Origin of the sequence: Janibacter sp. Y6 (assembly GCF_040900765.1) — a bacterium.
Classification (GTDB): Bacteria; Actinomycetota; Actinomycetes; order Actinomycetales; family Dermatophilaceae; genus Marihabitans; species Marihabitans melonis.
Genome location: NZ_JAKLYZ010000004.1, coordinates 118,011 through 140,953, shown reverse-complemented (window position 1 = coordinate 140,953; position 22,943 = coordinate 118,011). Strand labels below are relative to the sequence as shown.

23 protein-coding genes are annotated in these 22,943 nt (G+C 74.7%); 7 read left to right on the top strand and 16 right to left on the bottom strand.

Annotated features, from left to right (window positions below; all coding sequences use genetic code 11):
- Nucleotides 1–45: 45 nt before the first annotated feature.
- Both L6241_RS10940 and L6241_RS10935 read left to right on the top strand, forming a co-directional pair.
- Nucleotides 46–1,434, top strand: a complete 1,389-nt coding sequence (locus L6241_RS10940; RefSeq protein WP_318240766.1) for an MFS transporter — start codon at nt 46–48, stop codon at nt 1,432–1,434.
- Entirely contained in the window at nt 1,431–2,246 is an 816-nt protein-coding gene (locus L6241_RS10935) for an enoyl-CoA hydratase-related protein (RefSeq protein WP_368246220.1), read from the top strand. Before L6241_RS10940 ends, L6241_RS10935 begins: the two co-directional genes overlap by 4 nt.
- A gap of 3 nt (nt 2,247–2,249) precedes the next feature.
- Here L6241_RS10935 and L6241_RS10930 read toward each other — a convergent pair whose 3' ends face one another.
- The 3 genes from L6241_RS10930 to L6241_RS10920 are packed head-to-tail and all read right to left on the bottom strand — an operon-like array spanning nt 2,250 to nt 3,834.
- A complete protein-coding gene (locus tag L6241_RS10930) occupies nt 2,250–2,831 on the bottom strand; it encodes a methylated-DNA--[protein]-cysteine S-methyltransferase (protein WP_368246219.1) in 582 nt (193 codons plus the stop codon).
- Nucleotides 2,828–3,292 (bottom strand): RNA polymerase sigma factor, encoded by a 465-nt coding sequence (locus L6241_RS10925; protein ID WP_123092274.1) that lies wholly within the window; start codon nt 3,290–3,292, stop codon nt 2,828–2,830. Before L6241_RS10925 ends, L6241_RS10930 begins: the two co-directional genes overlap by 4 nt.
- Nucleotides 3,293–3,294: 2 nt before the next feature.
- Complete coding sequence (locus L6241_RS10920) at nt 3,295–3,834, bottom strand: methylated-DNA--[protein]-cysteine S-methyltransferase (RefSeq protein WP_251718384.1); 540 nt, start codon at nt 3,832–3,834, stop codon at nt 3,295–3,297.
- A gap of 99 nt (nt 3,835–3,933) precedes the next feature.
- On the opposite strand from L6241_RS10920, the gene L6241_RS10915 reads away from it, so the two are divergent.
- Nucleotides 3,934–4,923 (top strand): NADPH:quinone oxidoreductase family protein, encoded by a 990-nt coding sequence (locus L6241_RS10915; protein WP_368246217.1) that lies wholly within the window; start codon nt 3,934–3,936, stop codon nt 4,921–4,923.
- Between the two features lie 6 nt (nt 4,924–4,929).
- On the opposite strand, the gene pepN is transcribed toward L6241_RS10915, so the two are convergent.
- Genes pepN through htpX form a run of 3 tightly spaced genes read right to left on the bottom strand, consistent with a single transcriptional unit; the run spans nt 4,930 to nt 8,918 of the window.
- Complete coding sequence (gene pepN / locus L6241_RS10910; RefSeq protein WP_368246216.1) at nt 4,930–7,395, bottom strand: aminopeptidase N; 2,466 nt, start codon at nt 7,393–7,395, stop codon at nt 4,930–4,932.
- A 27-nt stretch (nt 7,396–7,422) separates the two neighbouring features.
- The gene (locus L6241_RS10905) at nt 7,423–8,052 is read right to left on the bottom strand and encodes a class I SAM-dependent methyltransferase (protein ID WP_251718381.1); all 630 of its coding nucleotides are present in this window, start codon (nt 8,050–8,052) and stop codon (nt 7,423–7,425) included.
- Entirely contained in the window at nt 8,052–8,918 is an 867-nt protein-coding gene (gene htpX / locus L6241_RS10900) for a zinc metalloprotease HtpX (protein WP_251718380.1), read from the bottom strand. The genes L6241_RS10905 and htpX overlap by 1 nt, the downstream gene beginning before the upstream one ends.
- Nucleotides 8,919–9,084: 166 nt before the next feature.
- On the opposite strand from htpX, the gene L6241_RS10895 reads away from it, so the two are divergent.
- The gene (locus L6241_RS10895; RefSeq protein ID WP_368246213.1) at nt 9,085–10,608 is read left to right on the top strand and encodes a M28 family metallopeptidase; all 1,524 of its coding nucleotides are present in this window, start codon (nt 9,085–9,087) and stop codon (nt 10,606–10,608) included.
- Nucleotides 10,609–10,676: 68 nt separating this feature from the next.
- On the opposite strand, the gene L6241_RS10890 is transcribed toward L6241_RS10895, so the two are convergent.
- Genes L6241_RS10890 through L6241_RS10845 form a run of 10 tightly spaced genes read right to left on the bottom strand, consistent with a single transcriptional unit; the run spans nt 10,677 to nt 19,247 of the window.
- Nucleotides 10,677–12,179 carry a proton-conducting transporter membrane subunit gene (locus L6241_RS10890; RefSeq protein WP_252974615.1) on the bottom strand — a complete coding sequence of 501 codons (1,503 nt, stop codon included), beginning with the start codon at nt 12,177–12,179 and terminating at the stop codon, nt 10,677–10,679.
- Complete coding sequence (locus tag L6241_RS10885; RefSeq protein ID WP_252974614.1) at nt 12,176–13,690, bottom strand: NuoM family protein; 1,515 nt, start codon at nt 13,688–13,690, stop codon at nt 12,176–12,178. The genes L6241_RS10890 and L6241_RS10885 overlap by 4 nt, the downstream gene beginning before the upstream one ends.
- The gene (locus tag L6241_RS10880; RefSeq protein ID WP_368246211.1) at nt 13,687–15,444 is read right to left on the bottom strand and encodes an NADH-quinone oxidoreductase subunit L; all 1,758 of its coding nucleotides are present in this window, start codon (nt 15,442–15,444) and stop codon (nt 13,687–13,689) included. The genes L6241_RS10885 and L6241_RS10880 overlap by 4 nt, the downstream gene beginning before the upstream one ends.
- The gene (gene nuoK, locus L6241_RS10875) at nt 15,441–15,749 is read right to left on the bottom strand and encodes an NADH-quinone oxidoreductase subunit NuoK (RefSeq protein ID WP_251718375.1); all 309 of its coding nucleotides are present in this window, start codon (nt 15,747–15,749) and stop codon (nt 15,441–15,443) included. The genes L6241_RS10880 and nuoK overlap by 4 nt, the downstream gene beginning before the upstream one ends.
- Nucleotides 15,746–16,261, bottom strand: coding sequence for an NADH-quinone oxidoreductase subunit J (locus tag L6241_RS10870; RefSeq protein ID WP_368246210.1), 516 nt, complete (start codon nt 16,259–16,261; stop codon nt 15,746–15,748). The genes nuoK and L6241_RS10870 overlap by 4 nt, the downstream gene beginning before the upstream one ends.
- Nucleotides 16,254–16,793 carry a 4Fe-4S binding protein gene (locus L6241_RS10865; RefSeq protein WP_191562904.1) on the bottom strand — a complete coding sequence of 180 codons (540 nt, stop codon included), beginning with the start codon at nt 16,791–16,793 and terminating at the stop codon, nt 16,254–16,256. Before L6241_RS10865 ends, L6241_RS10870 begins: the two co-directional genes overlap by 8 nt.
- Entirely contained in the window at nt 16,790–17,755 is a 966-nt protein-coding gene (nuoH, locus tag L6241_RS10860) for an NADH-quinone oxidoreductase subunit NuoH (RefSeq protein ID WP_368246209.1), read from the bottom strand. Before nuoH ends, L6241_RS10865 begins: the two co-directional genes overlap by 4 nt.
- On the bottom strand, nt 17,748–18,278 hold the full coding sequence (locus L6241_RS10855) for an NADH-quinone oxidoreductase subunit C (RefSeq protein ID WP_368246208.1): 531 nt from the start codon (nt 18,276–18,278) through the stop codon (nt 17,748–17,750). Before L6241_RS10855 ends, nuoH begins: the two co-directional genes overlap by 8 nt.
- Nucleotides 18,271–18,891, bottom strand: a complete 621-nt coding sequence (locus L6241_RS10850) for an NADH-quinone oxidoreductase subunit B (protein ID WP_368246206.1) — start codon at nt 18,889–18,891, stop codon at nt 18,271–18,273. The genes L6241_RS10855 and L6241_RS10850 overlap by 8 nt, the downstream gene beginning before the upstream one ends.
- Entirely contained in the window at nt 18,891–19,247 is a 357-nt protein-coding gene (locus L6241_RS10845; RefSeq protein ID WP_123092385.1) for an NADH-quinone oxidoreductase subunit A, read from the bottom strand. Before L6241_RS10845 ends, L6241_RS10850 begins: the two co-directional genes overlap by 1 nt.
- A 181-nt stretch (nt 19,248–19,428) precedes the next feature.
- Between L6241_RS10845 and L6241_RS10840 the strand changes: the two genes are divergently transcribed.
- The 3 genes from L6241_RS10840 to L6241_RS10830 all read left to right on the top strand — a co-directional run bounded on the left by L6241_RS10840 (nt 19,429) and on the right by L6241_RS10830 (nt 22,927).
- Nucleotides 19,429–19,983 carry a DUF4870 domain-containing protein gene (locus L6241_RS10840; RefSeq protein WP_368246205.1) on the top strand — a complete coding sequence of 185 codons (555 nt, stop codon included), beginning with the start codon at nt 19,429–19,431 and terminating at the stop codon, nt 19,981–19,983.
- A 26-nt stretch (nt 19,984–20,009) separates the two neighbouring features.
- A complete protein-coding gene (locus tag L6241_RS10835) occupies nt 20,010–20,483 on the top strand; it encodes a hypothetical protein (protein ID WP_251718370.1) in 474 nt (157 codons plus the stop codon).
- A 785-nt stretch (nt 20,484–21,268) separates the two neighbouring features.
- Nucleotides 21,269–22,927 carry a hypothetical protein gene (locus tag L6241_RS10830; RefSeq protein ID WP_368246204.1) on the top strand — a complete coding sequence of 553 codons (1,659 nt, stop codon included), beginning with the start codon at nt 21,269–21,271 and terminating at the stop codon, nt 22,925–22,927.
- Nucleotides 22,928–22,943 lie beyond the last annotated feature (16 nt).

Below are 22,943 nucleotides of genomic sequence, written 5' to 3'. Positions count from 1 at the left end.
AAGGTATACTTGAACTCTGATTCAGATTCAACTGCGGGAGGTGCGGTGAGCGTCGAGCCCTCGACGTCGGTGCCGACGCGCCGCGACGGCCTGGCGACGGCCCTCGCCGTGCTCTTCGGCGTCACCGGCCTGGGCAGCGCGGCCGTCGCCGTCGTCCTGCCGGTCCTCGCCGCGGACCTCGACCTCACCCCGGGCCGGGCGACCCTCGTCGTCAGCTGCTACTCCCTCGCCCTCGCCGTGGGCAGCGCCGTGTACGGCCGGCTCGGCGACATCCTCGGCATCCGCGGGCCGCTCGTCGTCGGCATCGCGATCATGGTCACCGCCGCGTGCGCCGGGGCCCTCACCGACTCGCTGCCCGCCCTCGTCGCGGCCCGGGCGCTGCAGGGCCTGGGCGCCGCCGCGGTCCCGGCGCTGACGCTCGCCGCGGTGCAGGCGGTCTTCGAGGGGGACTCGCGGGCCCGCGCGATGGCGACCTACGCGGCCGTCGGGGCGACGGTCAACGCGCTCGGGCCGGTCGTCGGCGCGATGCTCGTCGAGCCGCTCGGCTGGCGGCCGGTCGTCGCGATCCCCGTCGCCACCCTGCTCCTGCTCCCCGTCGTCTGGCGCGACCTGCCGACCCGCCGCCAGCCCGGCGCCACCCTCGACGCCGCAGGGGCCGCGCTCGTCGCCGTCGCCGCCGTCGGGGCCGTGCTCGCGCTCCAGGCCGCGACCCTCGGCGTCGTCGTCGCCCTCGTCGGCCTGGTCTGCCTCGTCGTCGCCCTGCCGGTCGTCGTCCTGCGCTCGCGGCGGCGCCCGGACGGCATCGTCCCGGCCGTGATGATCGCCGACCCCGCCTCGCGGCGCAGCCTCATCACCGCGATCAGCCTGTCGTCGGCGTGGTTCGGCATGCTCGTCGCGGTCCCGACGACGCTCGTCGGCGAGGGGTGGTCCGGCGTCTCCGTCGGACTGCTCCTCGTGCCGTGCGCGGCTGCCGGCCTCGTCGCCCCGCGGATCACCGGGCCGGCGCTCGTGCGTCTCGGCCCGGCGCGGGGCCAGCTCGTCGCGACCCTCGGCACCGCCCTCGCGCTGCTCCTCGCCACGCTCGGCGTCGGCCTCGTCTCCCCCGCACCGCTCGTCGCCGCGACCGTCGTGCTCATCGTGTCCTTCGGCCTGGGCCAGCCCGCGATGACGACACTTGTCGCCGACGCCGTCCCGCTCGCCTCTCGCGGTGGCGCTCTCGGGCTGCTCACCCTCGTCTTCCTCATGGGCGGCAGCCTCGGCGCGGCCGCCGTCGGCGGGCTCGGCGACGCGATCGGGCTCACCTGGGCCCTGCTCGTCGTCACCGTCCTGCCGCTGAGCGCCGCCCTCGCCTTCGCCACCCTGCCCACCACCCGACCCGACCGGCCCGCGGACCCGCCGCGCGCCGACCCCTCCCCGACCCAGGAGATCTCGTGACCCAGACCGACACCGACCACGTCCTGCTCGACCTCGCCGACGGGGTCGCGACGATCACCCTCAACCGGCCCGACCGGCGCAACGCGATGTCGACGGCGATGATCGAGCGCCTCGGCGAGCTGCTCGACCACGCCGAGTCCGACCCCGCCGTGCGTGTCGTCGTCCTCACCGGCGCCGGGCGCGCCTTCTGCGCGGGCGGCGACGTCCAGCAGTTCGACGAGGACGGCGGCGAAGGGGGCGGCGCGAGCGAGGTCGACGAGGAGGCCGTCGCGGCGCAGATCCGCCACCAGGAGGCCACCGTCGGGCGCATCCACGCCTACGCGAAGCCCGTCGTCGCCTCGCTGCCGGGCGCGGCCGCCGGCGCGGGACTGGGTCTGGCGCTGGCCGCCGACCTGCGCATCGGCACCCCGCGCACCGTCATGGCGACCGCCTTCGCCACCGTCGCGCTCTCGGGCGACTTCGGGGTCGCGTGGCTGCTCGACCGGCTCGTCGGCCCCGCGCACGCCCGCGAGCTCATGCTGCTCAACCCGCGCCTGGACGCCCAGGCCTGCTCCGACCTCGGGCTGCTCACCCAGATCGTGCCCGAGGACGAGCTCGAGGCCGCGACGGCGCAGCTCGCCCGGCGGCTCGCCGACGGGCCGGCGCTCGCCCTCGCCCACATCCGCAGCAACCTGCGCGAGGTGCCGACCCAGACCCTCACCGAGGCCATGCGCACCGAGGTGCGCCGGCACAAGGAGACGGGGCTGACCGCCGACCACGTCGAGGCGGCCCGCGCCTTCGTCGAGAAGCGTCCCCCGGTCTTCGGGCGGTGAGGCTCAGGCCTCGAGGGCGAGCAGGTCGCGCTTGGCCTGCTCGCCGCCGCGGTAGCGACCGATGCCGCCGTCGGAGCGCACCACCCGGTGGCAGGGCAGGACGAGCGGCAGGGGGTTCGTCGCGCACGCCGTGCCGACCGCGCGCACCGCTCGCGGCCGGCCGACGAGGGCGGCCACCTTGCCGTACGAGGCGGTGCGGCCGTACCCGATCCGCGGCAGGGCCGTGACGACCTCGCCGCGGAAGCCGGTCGCGAGCGAGAGGTCGAGCGCGAGCTCGAAGACCTCGCGCCGGCCGTCGAGGTACTCCTCGACCTGCTGGGCGGCGATGTCGAGCCGGCCGGGGCTGCGCAGCACCCGGGGGCTGACCCGGGCGGAGACGTCGGCGAGCACGGCCTCCTCCCCCTCCGTCGCGCCGAAGCCGACCCGCACGAGGCCGCGCGGGGTCGCCGCGAGGACGAGCGGGCCGAGCCGGCTGTCGACGACGCGGTAGGCGACGTCGAGGTCACCGGTGCGGCCGGCCCGGGTGACGAGGCGCGAGTGGAGCCGGTCCATCGTCTCGGCGTCGACGTGCGGGGTGGTGCTCATCGGATCTCCTTGGCTCGCAGCGAGCGCAGCCCGTCGGAGGCGGCCCGTCGGGCCGCGGCCTCTGTGCCGCCGGTGAGAGAGGCGATCTGCGCGAAGGCGAGACCGCCGAGGTAGCGGTAGGTGATGACCTGGCGCTGCTTGGTCGGCAGCTCGGCGACGTGACGCCACACCCCTTCGTCCCGCGGCTCCACGGGCGGCAGCGCGATCTCGGGCAGCCGCTCGGAGGGCGCCGCCCGGCGGGCCCGGGCGCGCAGCTGGTCGAGGCACTTGCGGCGAGCGACGACGGTGAGCCAGGCCCGGGGGTCGAGGTCGTCGGGCAGGTCGGGCCAGGCCCGCAGGGCCGCGAGGAAGGTCTCGCTCCACGCGTCCTCGGCCTCGCTGCCGCCGACGATCGCGGCGCAGACGTGCAGGACGTGGGGGCCGTGCTCGCGCACGACGGCCTCGAAGGGGGTGGTCGCCATGGTCAGAAGAGTGCCCCACGCGAGGCGGGGCCCGGCTCCTCGAGCTCGAGGAGCGCCCGCTTGCGCTCGATGCCGCCCGCGTACCCGGTGAGGCTGCCGTCGCTGCCGACGACGCGATGGCACGGGACGACGACGGAGACCGGGTTGGCCCCGACGGCCCGGCCGACCGGTTGCGCCGAGGTGCCCAGCCGGGCGGCGATCCGCCCGTAGGTCGTCCGCTCGCCGTAGCCGATCTCGCGCAGCACCGCCCAGACCCGCTGGGAGAAGTCGCCGCCGCGCAGCTCGACCGGCAGGTCGAAGTCGCGCCGCTCCCCGGCGAGGTACTCCTGCAGCTGGCGGGCCGTCTCGGCGACGAGCGGCTCGCCCGTGCGGCGCGGCCCGAAGGTCGCGACGTCGGGCAGGGTCCAGTGCCCCGGGAAGTAGATGCCGAGCAGCACGTCGCGCTCCCCCGCGTCGCCGTCGGCGACCGTGCCGACGACGACGGTCAGCTCGCCGAGACCGGTCCGGACGAGCTCGTGGCGCACCTGCCCCGTCGTGGTCATGGAGGTGATCATGCCCCCAGGACGTCCGTCGGCCCGGATGTGTGAGATCGACCGCGCCCGGGGGCGTCGGCGGGGTCGCCGCGGCTAGCGTCGCGGCCCATGAGGATGCGCGCGTGGCAGGTCGTCCGGCACGGCAGCCCGGCGGAGGCGCTGCGCCTCGGCGAGGTGGCCGTGCCCGACCCCGGTCCGGGTCAGGTGCGGGTCGCGGTGCGTGCCGCGGCGGTGAACTTCGCCGACACCCTCCTGTGCTCGGGCGAGTACCAGGTGCGCCCCGAGCTGCCCTTCGTGCCGGGCCTGGAGGTGAGCGGCGTCGTCACGGCGGTGGGCGAAGGGGTGAGCACCCCCGCCGTCGGCGACCGCGTCCTCGGCATGACCGCGCTGCCGCACGGGGGCTTCGCCGACGAGGCGCTCATGGACGCGGCGACCGCGTACCCGGCCCCGGCCTCGCTCACCGACGCCCAGGCGGCAGCCTTCGTCATCAGCCATCACACCGGGTGGCTCGCGCTGCACCGGCGCGCGGCGATCCGACCCGGCGAGCACCTGCTCGTGCACGCCGCGACCGGGGGCGTCGGGTCGGCCGCGGTCCAGCTCGGGCGGGCGGCCGGCGCGCACGTCATCGGGGTCGTCGGCGGGCCGCAGAAGGCCGATCTCGCCCGGCGGGTCGGGTGCGACGTCGTCGTCGACCGGCGCAGCGAGGACGTCGCGGCCGCCGTGCTCGAGGCGACCGGCGGGCACGGCGCCGACGTCGTCTACGACCCGGTCGGCGGGCCGGCCTTCGAGGCGAGCACGCACTGCGTGGCGCTCGAGGGCAGGATCCTCGTCGTGGGCTTCGCCTCCGGCACGCGTCAGCGGGCACGGCTCGACCACGCCCTCGTCAAGGGGTACTCGGTCCTCGGGCTCAACATCGGTCGCTACCGCGAGGAGCTGCCCGACGTCGTGCGCGCGTGCCACGCCGCCCTCGTCGAGATCGCCGACGCGGGGCACCTCGACCCGCTCGTCGGGACGGCTCACCCCTTCGCCGAGGTGCCGCAGGCGCTCGCCGCGATCGCCGGCGGCACGACGAGCGGACGCCCCGTCGTCGTGCCCTGAGCCGGCTCAGGCGCCGTAGCGCGCCCGGGAGCGCACAACCTCCTCGAGCTGCGACTGCTGGTCGACGACCGCGCGCCGCACCGTCGGGTCGAGGTCGTCGCGCGCGAGGCAGGCCTGCGAGAGGGCGAGGGTCTCGGGCGTGCCGAAGCGCGAGGGGTAGGCGATCGAGGCGACCCGGGCGAGCGCGCTGTCGCCGAGGTGGCCGGCCATCGCCGGCACGTCCTCGAAGTACCGCGCGACGTAGGGCTCGACGAGGGAGCGGTCCGCCGGCCCCCAGAAGCCGGACGCGACCGCGACGAGCTCGTAGTTGCTCAGCGAGCGGTCGGTCGTCAGGGACGCCCAGGCCTGCGCCTTCGCCTCCGGGGTCGGGATCGCCGCACGCGCCGTGAGTGCACCGAGGTTGCCCGCCATCGTGCGGTCCTGCTCCTGTGCCGCCGCGACGCCGTCGGCGTCGAGCAGGCCGCGGCGGGCGAGCTGGCCGAGGACCACCCAGCGCAGGTCGGCGTCGTCCTCGAGCCCCTGCGGCAGGCCCTCGCCGTCGGCCCACGGGCGCAGCCGGCCCTCGACGTCGTCGGTGGTGCGGGCGACGAGCCGGGCCGCGTGCAGGGCGCGGCTGCTGCCCGGCTCGGCGTCGGCGAGGATGCGCTCGCCGAGAGCGGCCATGCGGGCGCGGGCCGGGGCCTCCTCGGCCGGCTGCAGGTAGGAGCGCACGACCGTGCCGGTGAGGTGCATGCCCACCGAGGCGAGGACCGAGTCGTCGCTCTCGTGCGGCAGGGCGACCTCGGCGAGGTCGACGAGCAGGCGCGGGTCGACGAGGCCGAGCGCGAGCTGGTCGCGCAGCCCGACCCAGACGACCGCGCGGGTCTGCGCGTCGGTGACGGCCGGCAGCTCGCTCGTCAGCGCCGCCAGGCTGCGCTCGTCGAGCAGGCCGGTCGCCCAGGTGAGGTCGGCGGCGTTGGGCACGACGAGCGGCGCCGTCGTGTCGAGACCGGGCAGCGGGGTCGCGTCGTCGGTCGCCGTGAGCTCGACGCGCGAGGTGAGCGACCCACCGCTCCACGTCGCGACGTCGAGGGCGTGCGGGCGCTGCGCCGGCTGCTCGGCGGGCGGCGTGCGCACGAGCTGCGCGGTGGCCCGGTCGACGGCGAGCGCGTCGACCCCGGCGGTGCTCAGCCAGGCCTGCGCCCAGTCGGCGAGCGAGCGGCCGGACGCGCGCTCCATCGCGGCGAGGAAGTCGGCGAGCTCGCCGTTGCCGAAGGCGTGGGCACCGAGGTAGTCGCGGATCCCCGCGAGGAAGGCGTCGTCGCCGATGTAGGCGATGAGCTGACGGATGACGGCGGCCCCCTTCGCGTAGGAGATGCCGTCGAAGTTGGCGAGCGCGGAGCGGGCGTCAGGGGCGGGCGAGCCGGCGACCGGGTGGGTCGACGGGGAGCGCTCGGCGGCGTAGCCCCACGCCTTGCGGGTGGCGGTCGAGTCGACCCAGGCGTCCTCGAAGTCGGTCGCGGCGACGAGGCAGCGGTGCGCCATGTACTCGGCGAAGGACTCGTTGAGCCACAGGTCGTCCCACCACCGCATCGTCACGAGGTCGCCGAACCACATGTGCGCCATCTCGTGGCTGATGGTGTTCGAGCGGGTGAGGACCTCGCTGCGGCTCGCGGCGCCCCGGAAGAGGTAGGAGTCGCGGAAGACGACGCACCCCGGGTTCTCCATCGCCCCGGCGTTGAACTCCGGCGCGAAGACCTGGTCGTAGTCGTCGAAGGGGTAGCGGATGCCGAAGATCGAGTGGAAGTAGTCGAAGCTCGCGCGGGTCACCTCGAGCATCTGCGGGGCGTGCCGCTCGAGCTCGGCGCGCAGCGAGGCGCGGCCGTGCAGGCCGAGCCGGATGCCGTCGTGCTCGGCCGTGACGCTGGCGTAGGGCCCGGCGCACACGGAGACGAAGTACGTCGCGAGCGGCTGGGTGCGACGCAGGTGCCACACCCCCTCGACGAGCGTCGCCCGGCCGTTGCCGATGACGCTCCAGCCCTGCGGGGCGCGCACCGTCATCGTGTACGGAGCCTTGAGGTCGGGCTGGTCGACGCACGCGAAGACCGTCGGCGCCGCGTCGAGGAAGAGGTGTCCGTAGACGTAGTCCTGCCCGTCCGCCGGGTCGGTCGCGCGGTGCAGGCCCTCGCCGTCGTGGCTGAAGGCCATCGTCGCCTCGACCTCGACGACGTGGTCGCCGGCGGTGAGGGTCAGCGGGTAGCGGCGCTCGGCCTGGAGCGCGACGTCGAGCTCGACGCCGTCGAGGCGGATCGCGTGCAGGCTCACCGGGTCGACGTCGACGAAGGTCTGCCCGTCGCCGCTCGCCCGCAGGTGCAGCCGGGTGACCGACCCGAAGTGCTCGGCCCCCTGGTCGAGGTCGAGGTCGACCTCCATGTCCGTGACCTGCAGCAGGTCGGCGCGGGCTCGGGCTTCGGCGAGGGTCAGCGAGGGCACGGGCCCATCGTGTCAGGCGGGCACGGGTCAGGCGGGCGCGCGCGCCACGAGGAGGAAGAGCGGGTACTTGCGCTCGTGGCCCGGTTCCCCCTTCGTCATCGTCGTCGCGGTGCTCGTCGAGACCTCGACGAAGCCGGCCTCGCGGACCGTCGCCTCGAGCTCGGCGCGCTCGAAGCCGGTGTGACCGGCGAAGCCCTCGCCGTGGAAGCTGCCGTCCTCGCGGTCGAGGTCGGACACGGCGAGCCACCCGCCGGGCACGGTGAGCTCGCGCAGCGCGCGGAGCACGGCCGGCACGTCGCTCACGTGGTGCAGGGCCTGGAGGCTGACGACGACGTCGTAGCGCTCGTGCGGCACGGGGTCGGTGAGCAGGTCGAGCCGCACGGCGCGGACGTCACCGGTGATCTCGCCCGTCGCGACCCGCTCCTGGGTGAGCCGCGTCATGCCCTCGGAGGCGTCGGCGAGGGTGATCGAGGCGACCCGGTCGGCCAGGGCGCGGCCGAGCAGCCCGGTGCCGGCGCCGTAGTCGAGCAGCCGTTCGTCCCCGCGCAGCGGCACCGCCGTGACGACGGCCTCGGCGACCCGCTGCGCGCGGGCCACCTTGTCGGGCTGGTCCCACTGCGCGGCCTGCTCGTCGAAGTACGCGCTGTCGTAGGCCATCAGCGGATGTCGTGCCCGTAGGCCATGGCCTCGAGGCGCGCGATGCGGTCCTTCATCGGGGGGTGGGTGGCGAAGAAGCGCGAGACGTCACCGGCGCGGAAGGGGTTGGCGATCATGAGGTGGCTGCTGCTCTGCAGCTGCGGGGTCGGCTGGAGCGGGGCCTGCGCGACGCCCGACTCGAGCTTGCGCAGCGCCGAGGCGAGCGCGAGCGGGTCTCCGGTGAGACGCGCGCCGTCCTCGTCGGCGTCGTACTCGCGGGTGCGGGTGATCGCCATCTGGATGAGCATCGCGGCGAAGGGGGCGAGCAGCGCCATCGCGATCATCGCGATCGGGTTGGGCCGGTCCTCGTCGCTGCCGCCCGCGCCGAAGAAGAGGGCGAACTGGGCGACCGAGGAGATGACACCGGCGAGCGCCGCGGCGACCGAGCCGGTGAGGATGTCGCGGTTGTACACGTGCATGAGCTCGTGGCCGAGGACGCCGCGCAGCTCGCGCTCGTCGAGGAGGTGCAGGATCCCCTCGGTGCAGCACACGGCGGCGTTCTTGGGGTTGCGGCCGGTGGCGAAGGCGTTCGGCGCGGCCGTCGGCGAGATGTACAGGCGCGGCATCGGCTGGTTCGCCCGCTGCGAGAGCTCGGCGACGATGCGGTGCATCTCCGGGGCCTCCTGCGGCGAGACCTGCCGGGCGCGCATCGAGCGGATGGCGATCTTGTCGGAGTTCCAGTACCCGACGAAGGTCGTGACGACACCGATCATCGCGAAGAGCCAGATGAAACGGCCGTTCCCGATGAGCCCGCCCATGAGCAGCAGCAGCGCCCAGATCACGCCGAAGAGAGCGGCGGTCTTCAGCCCGTTGTAGTGCTTGTGCATACCCGGTCAACGCCGCTCGACCTGCGGATAGTTCCCCTGTCCCCGCCGTCAGGTCACGAGGAGGTCACGATCGCCGACCGGCGTGGTGGTCCTCCTCGTGCGCCACTACCTTCCGAGCCACGACCGGTCAGCGTGGTCCGGTCGACCCACCGAGAGGTAGATCATCGTGAGATCAGCACGACAGGCAGCCGTCACCGCGGCCGCCGCGACTGCGGCACTCGCCGTCTCGAGCTTCGCGGCCTCACCGGCCCAGGGCGCGGCGAACCCGAACAACTCCGCGAAGATGCGCCAGGCCGTCACCGTCGACGGCGTGATGCGTCATCTCCAGGCCTTCCAGGACATCGCAGACGCCAACGGCGGCAACCGCGGCGCCGGCACGTCGGGCTACGAGGCGAGCGGTCGGTACGTGGAGCAGAAGCTCCGCGCGGCCGGCTGGACCACCGAGCGCCAGTACTTCCCCTTCGTCTACGAGCAGGCCCGCAGCACGAGCCTGACGGAGATCTCGCCCGACGCCCGCACCGTCGAGAACATCCCGATGTCGTACAGCCAGCCCACCCCGGTCGGCGGCGTCACCGGTCAGCTCGCGGCTCCCTCGGTGGCCACCGGGTGCGTCGTCGGCGACTACGCCGGGGCCGACCTCACGGGCAAGATCGCGATCGTGAGCCGCGGCGCCGGGTGCTCCTTCGCGCAGAAGGCGCAGGTCGCCAAGAGCGTCAACGCGAGCGCGATCATCATCTACAACAACACGACGGGCGCGCTCAACGGCACGCTCGGCGGGATCGACCCGACGACGGCCCCGGCGACCGGTGTCACCCAGGCCGAGGGCCAGGCGATCCTGGCGAAGATGGCGCGCGGTCCGGTGACCATGCGCTTCGTCCTCGACAAGACGATCGAGGAGCGTCAGACCTTCAACGTCATCGCCGAGACCCCGACCGGTCGCGACGACAACGTCGTCATGATGGGCGCGCACCTCGACAGCGTCGAGGACGGCCCGGGCATCAACGACAACGGCTCCGGCACGGCCGGCGTCCTCGAGACCGCCATCCAGCTCGGCAAGGTCAACAAGCTCAACAACAAGGTGCGCGTCGCCTTCTGGGGCGCGGAGGAGCTCGGGCTGCTCGGCTCGACGGAGTACGTCGCCGACCTGCAGGAGAACGACCCCGCGGAGCTGAAGAACATCGCGACGTACCTCAACTTCGACATGATCGGCTCGCCGAACTACATCATCGGCGTGTACGACGCGGACCAGTCGACCTACCCCGCGCCGGGCGTCGTGCCTCCGGGCTCGATCGAGACCGAGGACGTCCTCACCGACTACTTCGACAGCGTCAAGCAGCCGTGGGTGGACACCGAGTTCTCGGGCCGCAGCGACTACAAGGCCTTCATCGACGCGGGCATCCCCGCCTCGGGCCTCTTCACCGGTGCCGACGGCACGAAGACCCCGGCCGAGGTCGAGAAGTTCGGCGGCACGGCCGGCGTCATCTACGACCCGAACTACCACACGCCCGCCGACGACATCACCAACGTCAACCGGCGCGCGCTCGACATCATGAGCGACGCGATCGCGCACTCCGCGATCACGCTCGCCCAGTCGACGGAGAAGATCAACGGCAAGCGCAGCAACGGCAAGTCGGGCAAGCCCGCGAAGCCGGCGCCGAGCGTCCTGCCGGAGGGTCGCACCGCGGCCTGACCGCGGACGACCCAGCACGCGCGACGCCCCGGGCCAGGTGGCCCGGGGCGTCGTCGTGCGTGGGGTGGCTAGAGAAGCAGCGCGGGGGCGAGCGAGGTGACGACGACGAGTGCCGCCGCGACGAGCGCGACGACCGGCGCGGCACCGCGCCGGCCGGTGACGACCTCGACCGCGTCGTCGGAGAGGTCGTCCTCGGGGCCGTCGGGCTGCACGAGAGCGGTCGGCACCGGACGAAGGGCGACCGCGAGCCAGCGCAGGTAGATGGCCAGGGCGACGACGGCACCGACGACCGCGGCGCCCGCGAGCCACCAGGACCCGGCGGTGACGACGGCGTCGAGGACGACGACCTTCGCGAGCAGGCCGACGAGCGCGGGCGGCAGACCGGCGAGGGCGAGCAGCCCGGCGGCGAGGGAGAGACCGACGAGGGGGTCACGGCGCAGCAGGCCCGTGTGGTCGACGAGACGGGTGCCCGTGGCGGCGACCGCGGCGAGCACGGCGACGACCGCGACGACGTAGACGGCGAGGTACCCCGCCGCCGGGGCGCTCCCGCCGACCGACGCGGCGGCGGCGACCCACCCGCCCTGGGTGACGCCGGACCACGCGACGAGGCGCAGGAGGTCGTCCTGCCGCCACGCCATGACGGCGCCGAGCACGAGGCTCACCGCGGCGAGCACCCCGAGGGCCAGGCGCGGGCCCGGCAGCCCCGCCCGTCCGACCGCCTCGACGACGACGAGGATCGCGCCGAGACCACCGGTCACGGAGACCCCGGTGAGCGCGGTCGCGACGGCGGGTCCGCCGCGCTCGTAGGACAGCGGCGCCCACAGGTGCACGGGCACGAGCGCGAGCTTGAAGCCGGCGGCGAGGACGAGCAGCACGCTCGCCGCCGTGAGCGCAGCGCGCTCGGGCTCGGCGAGAGCGCCGAGCGCCGTCCCGTCGGAGGTCGTGCCGTCGAGGAGCAGGGTGCCGGTGCTCACGACCCACAGACCGGCACCCAGCGCCGCGAGGGCGAAGGACAGGACCGCGGTGACGAGCAGGTCGAGCGCCGCCGAGCCGCGCGCTCGCACGGAGCGCAGGGCGAGGACGGCGACGAAGGGGAGGGTGGCGAGCTCGAGACCGACGAGCCAGCTGCCGAGGTCGCGGGCCCCGAGGGTGACGGCCGCACCGGCGGCGCCGGCGAGCATCCCGGCGACGACCGCGACGTCGTCGCTCGCGTCGTCGCTCGCGTCGTCGCTCAGGCTGTCCCCCGCCCCCCGCGCTGCCAGCAGGAGCGCGAGCGCGGCTCCGGCGGCGAGCAGGGTCACCGCCTGGAGGGTGCTCCCCGCCGGGCTGACGTCGACGAGGCACGTGCTGCCTGCAGCGCTCGCGCCCGGTGGCGGGCAGAGGCTGCGGGCGTCGTCGGCGAGCCGGCCCACGACGGCGCCCGCGACCCCGACGAGCAGACCGAGGCCCGCGACCGCGCCGAGCGGGCCGCGCCGGCCGGGCAGGACGAGGTCGACGACGAGGACGAGGACGGCGGCCAGCGCCGGCCCGAGGACCGGCAGGAGTGGCAGCCAGGAGATCTCGACGCTCATCGGACCACCCCGGGCAGCGCGTCGAGGACGGGCGTGGTGAGCGAAGTGACGACGCCGGGCGCCACGCCGAGCACGACGGTGAGCACGGCGAGGACGACGAGCACGAGCAGGTCGGCGCGCGGCACGACGACGCCCGCGCCCTCCGGGTCGCTCCCGGTCGCGCTCGCGCCGTGGCTCGCGTCGCCGAGCCACACGGCGCGCACGACGCGCACGGCGTAGGCGCCGCCGAGGGCGGCCCCCGCAGCGGCGAGGACGGCGAGCACGTCGTAGGCGGCCTGGGGCCGGTCGGTCGCGGGCTGCCACGCGGAGACGAGTGCCCCGAGCTCGCCCCAGAAGGGCGCGAGCCCCGGCAGGCCGGCACCGGCGGCGAGCCCGACGAGGAGGAGCACCCCGAGCCGGGGGTGGGTGTCGCGCAGGGCGGCCCGGTCGCGCAGCAGGCCGCTCCCCCACCCCGAGCGCAGCACACCCACGACGGCGAAGAGCAGCGCAGACACGACGCCGTGGGCGAGGTTCCCGAGCACCGCGGCGACGACGCCGGTCCGGGTGCCGGTCGACAGCGCGAGGACGACGAAGCCCATGTGCGCGACGGAGGACCAGGCGACGAGCCGCTTGAGCTCGAGCTCGACGAGGCAGACGAGCCCGCCCCAGAGGATGCCGACGACACCGAGCACGCCGAGCACCGGGGCGATCTGCGCGAAGCCGTCGGGCACGCTCGCCAGGGGCAGCCGGATGAGCCCGTAGGTGCCGAGCTTGAGCAGCACCGCCGCGAGCAGCATCGACCCGGCGGTCGGTGCGCTCGAGTGGGCGACGGGCAGCCAGGAGTGCAGCGGCCAGACGGGCACCTTGATCGCCAGCCCCGCGGTGAGCAGACCGGCGACGAGCAGCTGCTGGCCGCTCGTCAGCCCGCTGCCGGCCGTCGCCGCGAGCGTCTCGAGGTCGGAGGTGCCGGACAGCCGGACGAGCAGGAGCACGCCGAGCAGCAGCACGACCGAGCCGAGCCCGGTGGCGAGCACGAAGAGCCAGCCCGCCTCGCGGCGCGAGCGCGGGTCGCCGTAGCGGGTGATGAGCACCCACATCGGCACGAGCACGCACTCGAGCCCGACGACGAAGAGGATCGCGTCGCGCGCGGTGAAGGTGAGCAGCGCGGCGGCCGCGGTGAGCAGCAGGCAGGCGGCGAAGGTCCCCTCGCTCGCCTCCTGGCCCTCGCTGCCGTCGCCCGCGTCCGCCGGGCGCGAGCGGTGGACGAGCGCGGCGAGCGCCGTGACGAGCAGCGTGAGCGCCATGAGCGGCCCGGAGAGCCCGTCGACCGCGAGCGCGAGGCGCAGCCCGAGGGCCGGCAGCCACGGCAGGTCGACGGCCCCGCCGCCGGCCCACGCCACGACGAGGAGCACGAGCGAGACGAGCGAGGTGACGACGACGACCTGGGCAGACCGGCCGCGGCCCGCGCCGCCGATGAGGGCGACGGCGGCGACGACGGGCAGGGCGAGCGCCAGTGCGAGGACGAGGCTCATCCGAGCACCCCCGGCGACGCGGCGGGCTCGGTGAGCAGGACGACGAGGGTGGCCCCGAGGAGGAGCAGGAGCGCCAGCGCGACGAGCAGGGTGGCGCTGCCGGGCCGGCTGCGCCGGTGCGCGACCTCTCCGGCCCCGCCGAGCCCGGCGCCGAGCCACCCGGCGCCGCGCACGTAGGTGCCGATGACGGCGTCGTCGACGAAGCGCACGAGCCGGGCGAGCGCGAGCACCGGTACGACGACCCCCGCGACGTAGACCCGGTCGGCGTGCAGCCCGGCGGCGGCGAGGCGGGAGGCGCGGCCCGTGCCGTCGCCGACGGGGTCCCGGTCGAGGCAGGCCCACGCGCCGGCGGCCCCGCCGAGCAGGACGAGCAGGGTGACGAGGAGGAGCAGGAGCAGCGAGGCGTGCCCCGCGGGGTCGAAGGCGCCGAGCCAGATGGCGATCGCGCCCAGCGTCGTGCCGGCGGCGAGGACGACGAGGACGGCGACGATCGCCGGCGGCATGACCGCCCGGGTGCGCGCCACCTCGTCGCGCCGGCCGACCGCGAGGACGACGAACGCCCGCGCGCTGTAGGCGGCGGTGAGCACGACGGTGAGCAGGAGCGCGCCGAGGACGAGGACCGGCAGCCACGCGGGCTCGCCGGACCGTCCCGCGTCACGGGTGGAGGCGAGGGCGACGGCGACGACGTGCTCCTTGCTCACCCCGCCGACGAGCACGGGCACCCCGGCGAGGGCGGCGAGCCCGAGGGCCCACGACACGAGCGCGACGGGGTGGCGTCGCGCCGCCCCGGTCAGACGCGTCGCCGCGGTCCCGCCGGCCGTCGTCGCGAGCCAGCCGAGGGTGAGGAAGAGCAGCGCCTTGAAGAGCGCGTGGCCGTACATGTGGGCCAGGCCCGCGCCGACCGCGCCGTGGTCCTGGGGACCGGCGCCGACGAGGGCGAAGGGGGAGAGCATGATCGCGACCTGGCTCACCGTCGACCACGCGAGGAGGCGCTTGACGTCGGCCTGCAGGGCCGCGAGGAGCGCGCCGAGGACCATCGTCGCCGACACGCTGAGGCCGAGCAGGACCCGCGCGCCGGTGGCCGACGCGAGCAGCGGGGCGAGCTGGGCGAGGAGCACGGTGCCGGCGGCCACCATCGTCGCGGCGTGGATGAGGGCCGAGGCCGGGGTCGGGCCCTCCATCGCGTCGGGCAGCCAGTCCGAGAAGGGCAGCTGCGCGGCCTTGCCGAGCACGCCGACGACGACCATGAGCAGCGCCCAGGTGACGAGCGGGGCGCCGAGCAGGCGTGCCCCGGTGCTCTGCCAGTGCTCGGTGATGCCCACCAGCGAGGTCGTGCCCGCGCCCGCGACGAGCAGCGCGACACCGCTGACGAGCGCGATGTCGGCGGCCCGGGTGACGAGGTAGGCCTTGTGCGCCGCCCGGCGGGCGGCGGGCCGGGCGGAGTCGTGCCCGACGAGCAGGTAGGAGCACCAGCCCATGACCTCCCAGCCGACGAGACTGAGGACGAGGTCTCCGGAGAGCACGAGGAGGAGCATCGCCGCGCCGAAGAGCGTGACCGTGCTCTGGAAGGAGCGGCGGCGCGGGTCGTCGCGCAGGTACCACAGCGAGTACACCTGGACGCAGAGCGTGACGAGCAGGACGACGGCCGCGATGGTCAGCGTCGTCGCCGTGAGCGAGAGCGAGGGGTCGAAGGAGACGCTGCCGATCTCGGCGCCGGGCAGGGGGATCTCGCGTCCCGCGAGCGCGGCCCTCACCGGGCGTCCTCGTCGGCGGGACGGTCGAGGTCGACGTGGCCGCGGGCGCGGTAGGCGGCGACGAGGACGGCGAGCGCGAGGACGACCTCGGCCGCCGCGACGGTGATGACGAAGAGGGTGAGGACGTTGCCGCTCGCGGTCGTGTCCGGCCCGTGGGCGCCGGCGGTGACGAGGAGGACCCCGGCGGCGAGGAGCACGAGCTCGAGGGCGACGAGGACGAGCATCGCGTTGCGCCGGGCGAGCACCCCGTAGACCCCGACCCCGGCGAGGACGGACGCGACGACGACGGCGACCTGAGCGCTCATCGCCGACCACGCGTCGAGGTGCCGCGCTCCCGGGTGATCGCGAGCGCGTCGACGAGGGCGACGAGCAGCAGCAGCGAGAGCAGCTCGAAGGGCCACACCCACGTCCCGAAGACCTGGCTGGCGATCCCTTCGCTCGAGGCGGCCCGCGGCTCGCCCTCCTCCCACGACCGGGCGAGCGGCAGCAGCACGAGGAGGAGCAGACCGGTGGTCCCGAGCCCGGCGAGGGCGGCGACGACGCGCCGCGCGGGCGGGCCGCTGTGCTCGGCGAGGGGGCGAAGGGGTGAGCGCGTCACCATGAGCGCGAGGACGAAGAGGACGACGACGGCCCCGACGTAGACGAGGACCTGCACGAGCGCGACGAGCTCGGCACCGAGCGCGAGGTAGATGCCCGCGCCGCCGAGGAGGGCGACGACGAGCCAGAGGACGGCGCGCAGCAGCCGGGCCGAGGTGACGGCGCGGACGGCGGCGAGCACGGTGACAAGACCGAGGACGACGAGGGCGCTCTCAGCCACGTGCGCGACCTCCCCGCGCGGGCTTGCTCGCGGCGCTCACCTCGGACGCGGGCTCGGCGCCGGGGTCGAGCGGCGGCGGCGCGGGGGCGGTCTCGACCCACTGGCCGAGCCGCTCCTTCTCGTGGAGCAGGTCGCGGATGTCGCCCTCGGCGTACTCGAAGGCCGGGCTCCACAGCAGCGCGTCGAAGGGGCAGACCTCGACGCAGATGCCGCAGTACATGCACAGCGAGAAGTCGATGGCGAAGCGGTCGAGGACGTTGCGCTGACGGGCGCGACCGCCGCCGGCCGGGGCCTCGACGGTCTCCTTGTGCGAGTCGATGTAGATGCACCAGTCGGGGCACTCTCGGGCGCAGAGCATGCACGAGGTGCAGTTCTGCTCGACGAGCGCGATGACCCCGCGCGAGCGGGCCGGCAGGTCCGGCGCGACGTCGGGGTACTCGGCCGTGCGCACGGGCGCGAGCATCTGCCTGGCCGTCGTCACCATGCCGGTGACGAGGCCGGGCACGATGCTGCGGTCCCCCTTCGGGCTCATGCGGTGACCACCACCCCGACGGCCGTGACGGCGATCTGGAGCAGGGCGAGCGGGACGAGGCGCGCCCAGGCGAGGTGCTGCAGCTGGTCCTCGCGCAGGCGCGGCCAGCTGACACGGACCCAGATGAGCACGAAGGCGACGACGCCGGCCTTCGCGAGCACCCACAGGACGCCGAGCGCGGGCACCGCGTCGACGCCGACGCCGCGCCAGCCGCCGAGGTAGAGCACGGCGAAGAGCACGGACATGACGACGATGCCGGCGTACTCGGCGAGCATGAAGAAGGCGAAGCGCAGCCCGGAGTACTCGGTCCACGGCCCCATGACGACCTCGGAGTCGGCGATCGGGGCGTCGAAGGGGGGCCGCTGCAGCTCGGCGACCGCGGCGACGAGGAAGACGACCGCGCCGACGACCTGCCACAGCAGCCACGCCGGGTGCCACGCGAGGACGACCCCGCTCAGCGAGAGGCTGCCCGCCGCCATGGCGACGGAGGCGACGGCGAGGACGATCGGCAGCTCGTAGGAGATGAGCTGGGCGGCCGAGCGCATCGCGCCGATGAGGGCGTACTTGTTCGCCGAGGCCCAGCCGGCCATGAGGGTCCCGAGCGCGCCGACACCGGTGACGGCGAGCACGGCGAGGACCGAGCCGGGCACCTCGGCGAGCGCGCCGGCGGGGTGCATGGGGAGCAGGGCGATGGCGAGGACGTAGGGGACGAGGGCGACGGCGGGGGCGAGCCGGAAGACACGGCGGTCGGCGGCGGCGGGGGTGATGTCCTCCTTCTGGACGAACTTCACCCCGTCGGCGACGAGCTGGGCCCAGCCGTGGAAGCCACCGGCGTACATCGGGCCGAGCCGGCCCTGCATGTGCGCCATGACCTTGTGCTCGCCGTAGCCGACGACGAGCGGCAGGACGAGGACGGCGAGCAGCGCGCCGAGGCTGCGCGCGAGCACCTCGAGCTCACTCATCCTCGCTCCCCCACTCGGGCCCGGGCACCCCGGGCGCCTGGACGCGGCGCCGCGACGGCGAGCGCGTCGAGTGGCCCTCGCCGGGCTCCTTGCCGCCGGGCCAGGGCTTCGTCGCGCGGGAGGCGAGGACGAAGGACTTGCGCAGGGGGTGCCCCTCGAAGCCGGTGGGCAGGAGCAGCGGCCGCATCCCGAGCCCGGACCCGTCGTCGAAGCCCTCGACCTCGACGCCGAACATCTCGTGGGTCTCGCGCTCGTGCCAGGCCGCGCCGGCGAAGACGCCGGTGATGCTCGGCAGCGCCGCGCCGTCGGCGACGCGGGTGCGCAGCAGGAGGGTGCGCTGGTCGCGCTCGGGCGACGGGGTCGGGTCGAGCAGGTGGCACAGGACGTCGAGGCCGGGCTGCTCGGCGTCGTCGTGCTGGTCGACGGCGCTCAGCCAGTCGAAGAAGACGTAGCCCTGGTCGCGGGCGTCGCCGACGGCGCGCACCCACTCCTCGAGGGCGGCGGTGAGACGCACCTCAGGCATCGCTCGCCCCGCCCGGTCGGGCCGGCGGCGGCGAGACGAGCCCGCGCTGCACCTCGGCGGCGTCGGCGAGACGGTGGCCGGCGTACTTGCGACGCAGCCCCTGGGTGCTCAGCTCCTCGGCGGCGATCCGCTCCTGGAGCCGCATGATGCCGTGGAGCAGCGCCTCGGGGCGCGGCGGGCACCCGGGCACGTAGACGTCGACGGGCACGACCTGGTCGACCCCCTTCGTCACCGAGTAGCTGTCCCAGTACGGCCCGCCGGAGTTGCTGCACGCGCCGAAGGAGATGACGTACTTCGGCTCGGGCATCTGGTCGTAGAGCCGACGCACGGCCGGCGCCATCTTGTCGGTCACCGTGCCGGAGACGACCATGAGGTCGGCCTGACGGGGGCCGGGGGCGAAGGGGATGACACCGAGCCGCATGAAGTCGTGCCGGGACATCGACGCGGCGATGAACTCGATCGCGCAGCACGCGAGCCCGAAGTTGAAGACCCACAGGCTGTACCGGCGTCCCCACGAGAGGACGACCTTCATCGGGCGGGGCGCGTGGCCCCCGACGACACCGACGCGCGGCTCGTGCTCGCGGGGGCGGGGCATGGGCAGGTCGGTCGTCATCACGCCCACCTCAGCAGACCGCGACGGGCGGCGTGGAGCAGGCCGACGAGGACGACCCCGATGAAGATGGCGACCTCGATCAGGCTCGCGACCCCGAGGTCGGTGCGCAGGACGAGCGCCCACGGGAAGAGGTAGACGGCGTCGACGGCGAAGATCACGTAGAGGTAGGCGTAGGCAAGGTAGCGCACCTGCCCCTGGGTCCACCCGTCGCCGAGGGGGTCGACGCCGGACTCGTAGGTGGTCGTCTTCGCCGGCGTGGGGGCCGAGGGGGCGAGGAGACGGCGCGCGGTCCACGCCGCGACCACGAGCGCGATGCCCGCGAGCAGCGTCCCGGCGACGACGACATAGCCCTCCACCTTCCACACCCTAGTCACCGGTCCGCCGCCTCCTGGGCCGACACGTGGGGGCGCGGCGGGGACAGGAGGGCGACGGGGTGGGGACAGCCCCACCGCACGTCGGGGTGGGCCCGCCATGGTGCGAGGAGCGGTGAGGATGGGAGGTTGGAGCCTCGACGCAGGCACGACGAAGGAGCTCACGATGACGCAGCCCCACGACCACGACCAGCACGACACGCAGCCGCAGGACCCCCGGGACCCGCACGGCCAGGCGCCCCCGCCCCCGGGTGGCGGTGACCCGCAGGGCTACCAGGGCACCGGCCAGCAGGGCTACCAGGGCGTGCCGCAGCAGGGCTACCAGGGCGTGCCGCAGCAGGGCGTGCCCCAGCCGTGGCAGCAGCAGCAGGTGCTCTCACCACAGGACCAGCGCAACTACGGGATGCTCGCCCACCTCGCCCCGGCGATCGCGATCCCGCTGTCGGCCGGCACGCTCGGCTTCGTCGCGAGCCTCGTCGTCTACCTCATGTACAAGGACCGCGGCGACTTCGTCCGGGCGCACGCCGTGAACAGCCTCAACGTCCAGATCGTCACGGCGATCGGTCTCATCCTGTCGACGCTGCTCATGGTCATCCTCATCGGGTTCATCACCTACCCGCTCATCTGTGTCGTCGCGGTCGTCATCCACGTCATCGGCGCCTCGAAGGCCCGCAACGGCGAGCTGTGGAGCCCGCCGCTCACCCCCGCCTTCGTGCGCTGAAGGCCCGCTCCCCGCACACTGGGGCGATGAGCACGAGCAGCGTCCAGCGGGTCGAAGGGGTCGTCGTCCGCGGCCACGGGGTCGCCTCGGGGACCGGGGCGGCCTCCCCCTTCGCCGCGGGGACGATCGAGCTGCAGGCTCCCCATCTCGCCGCCCGCGGGGTCGACCTGTCCGGCTTCCACACCGCGACGATCAACCTCGACATCTCACCCTTCGCGCTGCACCTCCTCGCGCCGCGGTGGACCGTCGAAGGGGTCGAGTGGACCGACGTGCACGGGGCTGAGACCTTCTCCTTCGTCGAGTGCACGGTGACGCACGAGGGGCGTGAGGTCGCCGCGCTGGTCTACCACCCGCACCCCGAGACCAAGCCGATGCACCACCAGCCGGCAACCGTCGTCGAGCTGCTCGCGCCCCTGCTGCCCGGGCTCGGGTACGGCGACAGGCTGGGCTTCACGCCCGTTCGCGGCCAGGCCGAGCTGGTCGAGGGTCAGCCGGCGTAGGCGGTCGGTCGGACGCTGAGGGTCGGTCGGACGCCGAGGGTCGGTCGGACGCCGAGGGTCGGGCGGACGTCGACGGCCCCGACCGACGGCCCCCCGCGGCCCTCGCCCCCGCCGAGGGGAACGAGCCCACACCCCGCCGACCCGGCCGGTCGGGCCCTCGCTCGAGTCCCCGTCAGCGGTCGCTCCTGCCCGGGGGGACGGACGCACCTTCCCGCCGACCTCGCCGATCGGACCCTTCGGCACGCCCTCGCACTTGCTCGTCCCCGCCCAGGGGGACGAACGCGCCTTCCCGCCGACCTGGCCGATCGGACCCCTTCGGCACACCCTCGCCCTTGCTCGTCCCCGCTCAGGGGGACGAACGCGCCTCCCCGCCGGTCCGGCCGATCGAGCCCTCGGACGGCTCCTCGTCCGGACGTGTCCTGGGCCCGGGGACGACAGGTCCCTGGCCGGTCTCACCCCGTGACCGCGCGGCGAGCGGGCGGACGGCACTCGTTCCCACCCACGGGGACTACCCCGGCGCCCGCCTGACGACCGGCACGAGCACCGGCAGGAGCGCGACGCGCAGAGCCGGCAGACGACGGCCCTCCTCGAGCACCTCGGCCGTAGGGCCGCACCCTGCTGTGCGCTCCTGGGTCCAGACCTCCCGCCACCCCCGTCCCCCTTCTGCCCCCTCTCTCCGTGCCCTCTCTCCCTGCCCCTCTCTCCCTGCCCCTCTCTCCCTGGCTCCTGTCTCTGTCTCCTCGCCCTGGAGGACGTTGTCAGACCCCTCGACCATGATCGAACACATGTTCGACAAGATCGAGGGCCTCTGCGACAAGGTCGTCTCCGGGATGCAGGTGACGACGATGACCGCCGCCACCCTGGCGCCGTCCCAGGACGTCGCCATGCTGACCGCCGCTGCCGTCGCGGTCGAGCGTGTCCGACGCTCGGCCGACGCGGCGCAGCTGGCGATCCTCGCCGAGCTCGCCCGGCGCGGGTTCGAGACCGGACCGGACGGCTCGACGCTGGAGACGCGTGCCCCTGCGGGCGAGGTGGCCGAGCTGGCGAGCGACACGATCGCCCTCGCGCTCGGCTGCAGCGATCACGACGCCCGGACGCGCAGCCGGCTGGCCGTGCGCCTCGGCGACGACCTCGACCCCCTCATCCGCCCGCTCATGGACGGTGCGGTCACCGAACGCACCCTGCGCCTCGTCGCCGACGAGACGCAGGACGCCTCCCGCGACGCGGCGGCGGCCGTCGTGGCCCACGTGCTCGCGCCGATGCGCGGCACCGACGTGCCCCGGATCGAGGCCCTCGACCGGCACGACCTCGCCCAGGCCTGCCGGCGTGTGCTGGACCGCACCGACCCCGGCTGGCGCGAGTCCCGGGCCGAGGTCAACCGGCGCGAGCGGACCGATGTGCGCACCTATCCCGGCCCGCTCGGCACCACGGAGCTCGTCGCGTGCCTCCCGAGCGAGACCGCTCACGTCCTCATGGCCGGGGTCTGCGAGATCGCTCGCGAGCGTCAGCGCGAGGACCCCGACCTGCGCGTGGGGCCTGCGCGTGCGCTGGCGCTCGCCGACCTCGCCCTGCGCGGGGTCGAGGTGAGCACCCACGTCACGCTCGGGCTGGCGCTCGTGCGCGGGCCGAGCGAGGCGGGCGAGGCGGAGGGCCCGGGCGACGTCAAGACTGCGGGTGAGATGAGGACCGCGGGTGAGACGAGGCCTGCTGGCGAGACGAGGACCGCGGGTGAGACGAGGCCTGCTGGCGAGACGAGGCCTGCCGGCGAGACGAGGCCTGCTGGCGAGACGAGGACCGCGGGTGGTGCACGGGCCGTCAGCGCCGCGGAGGGCCGGCTGATCGACGTCGGCGCGACCGTGGAGCCCTGGGTCGGTGGAGTCGAGATCCCCCGCATCGGCTGGGTGCCGGGCTTCGTCGTCCAGCAGGTCGTCGAGCGCCTCGACAGCCGCGTCACTCGCGCCCTGCTCGACCCGGAGACCGGCACCGTGCTCGAGACCTCGACGACGGGATATGTCCCCCCGCCCTCGGTGAGGCGACTCGTCGAGCTGCGCGACACCCGGTGCCGCATGTGGGGCTGCGACCGACCGGCGGTCGCGTGCGACCTCGACCACGCGACGGCCTGGCCCGGCGGGCCGACCTGCGGCGCCAACCTGTCGGCCCTGTGCCGGCACCACCACCGCGTCAAGCACGCACCCGCGTGGAGCTACGTCCTGCACGCCGACGGGAGCGCGGAGTGGGTCTCACCAGCCGGTACCCAGCGGCTCACCTGGCCGACCGCGTACGCACCCGCGGAGGCACCCGCTCAGGCACCTGCAGAGGCGGCCTCGCACGAAACCACGGGCGCACCCGATCCGTCGACACCGACGCAGCCCACGACGTCCGGCGTCGTTGCCCGCCACGACACCGTCGACCACGGCGCCGTCGCGACCGCCCCACCCTTCTGATGCGGTGCCGTCGACC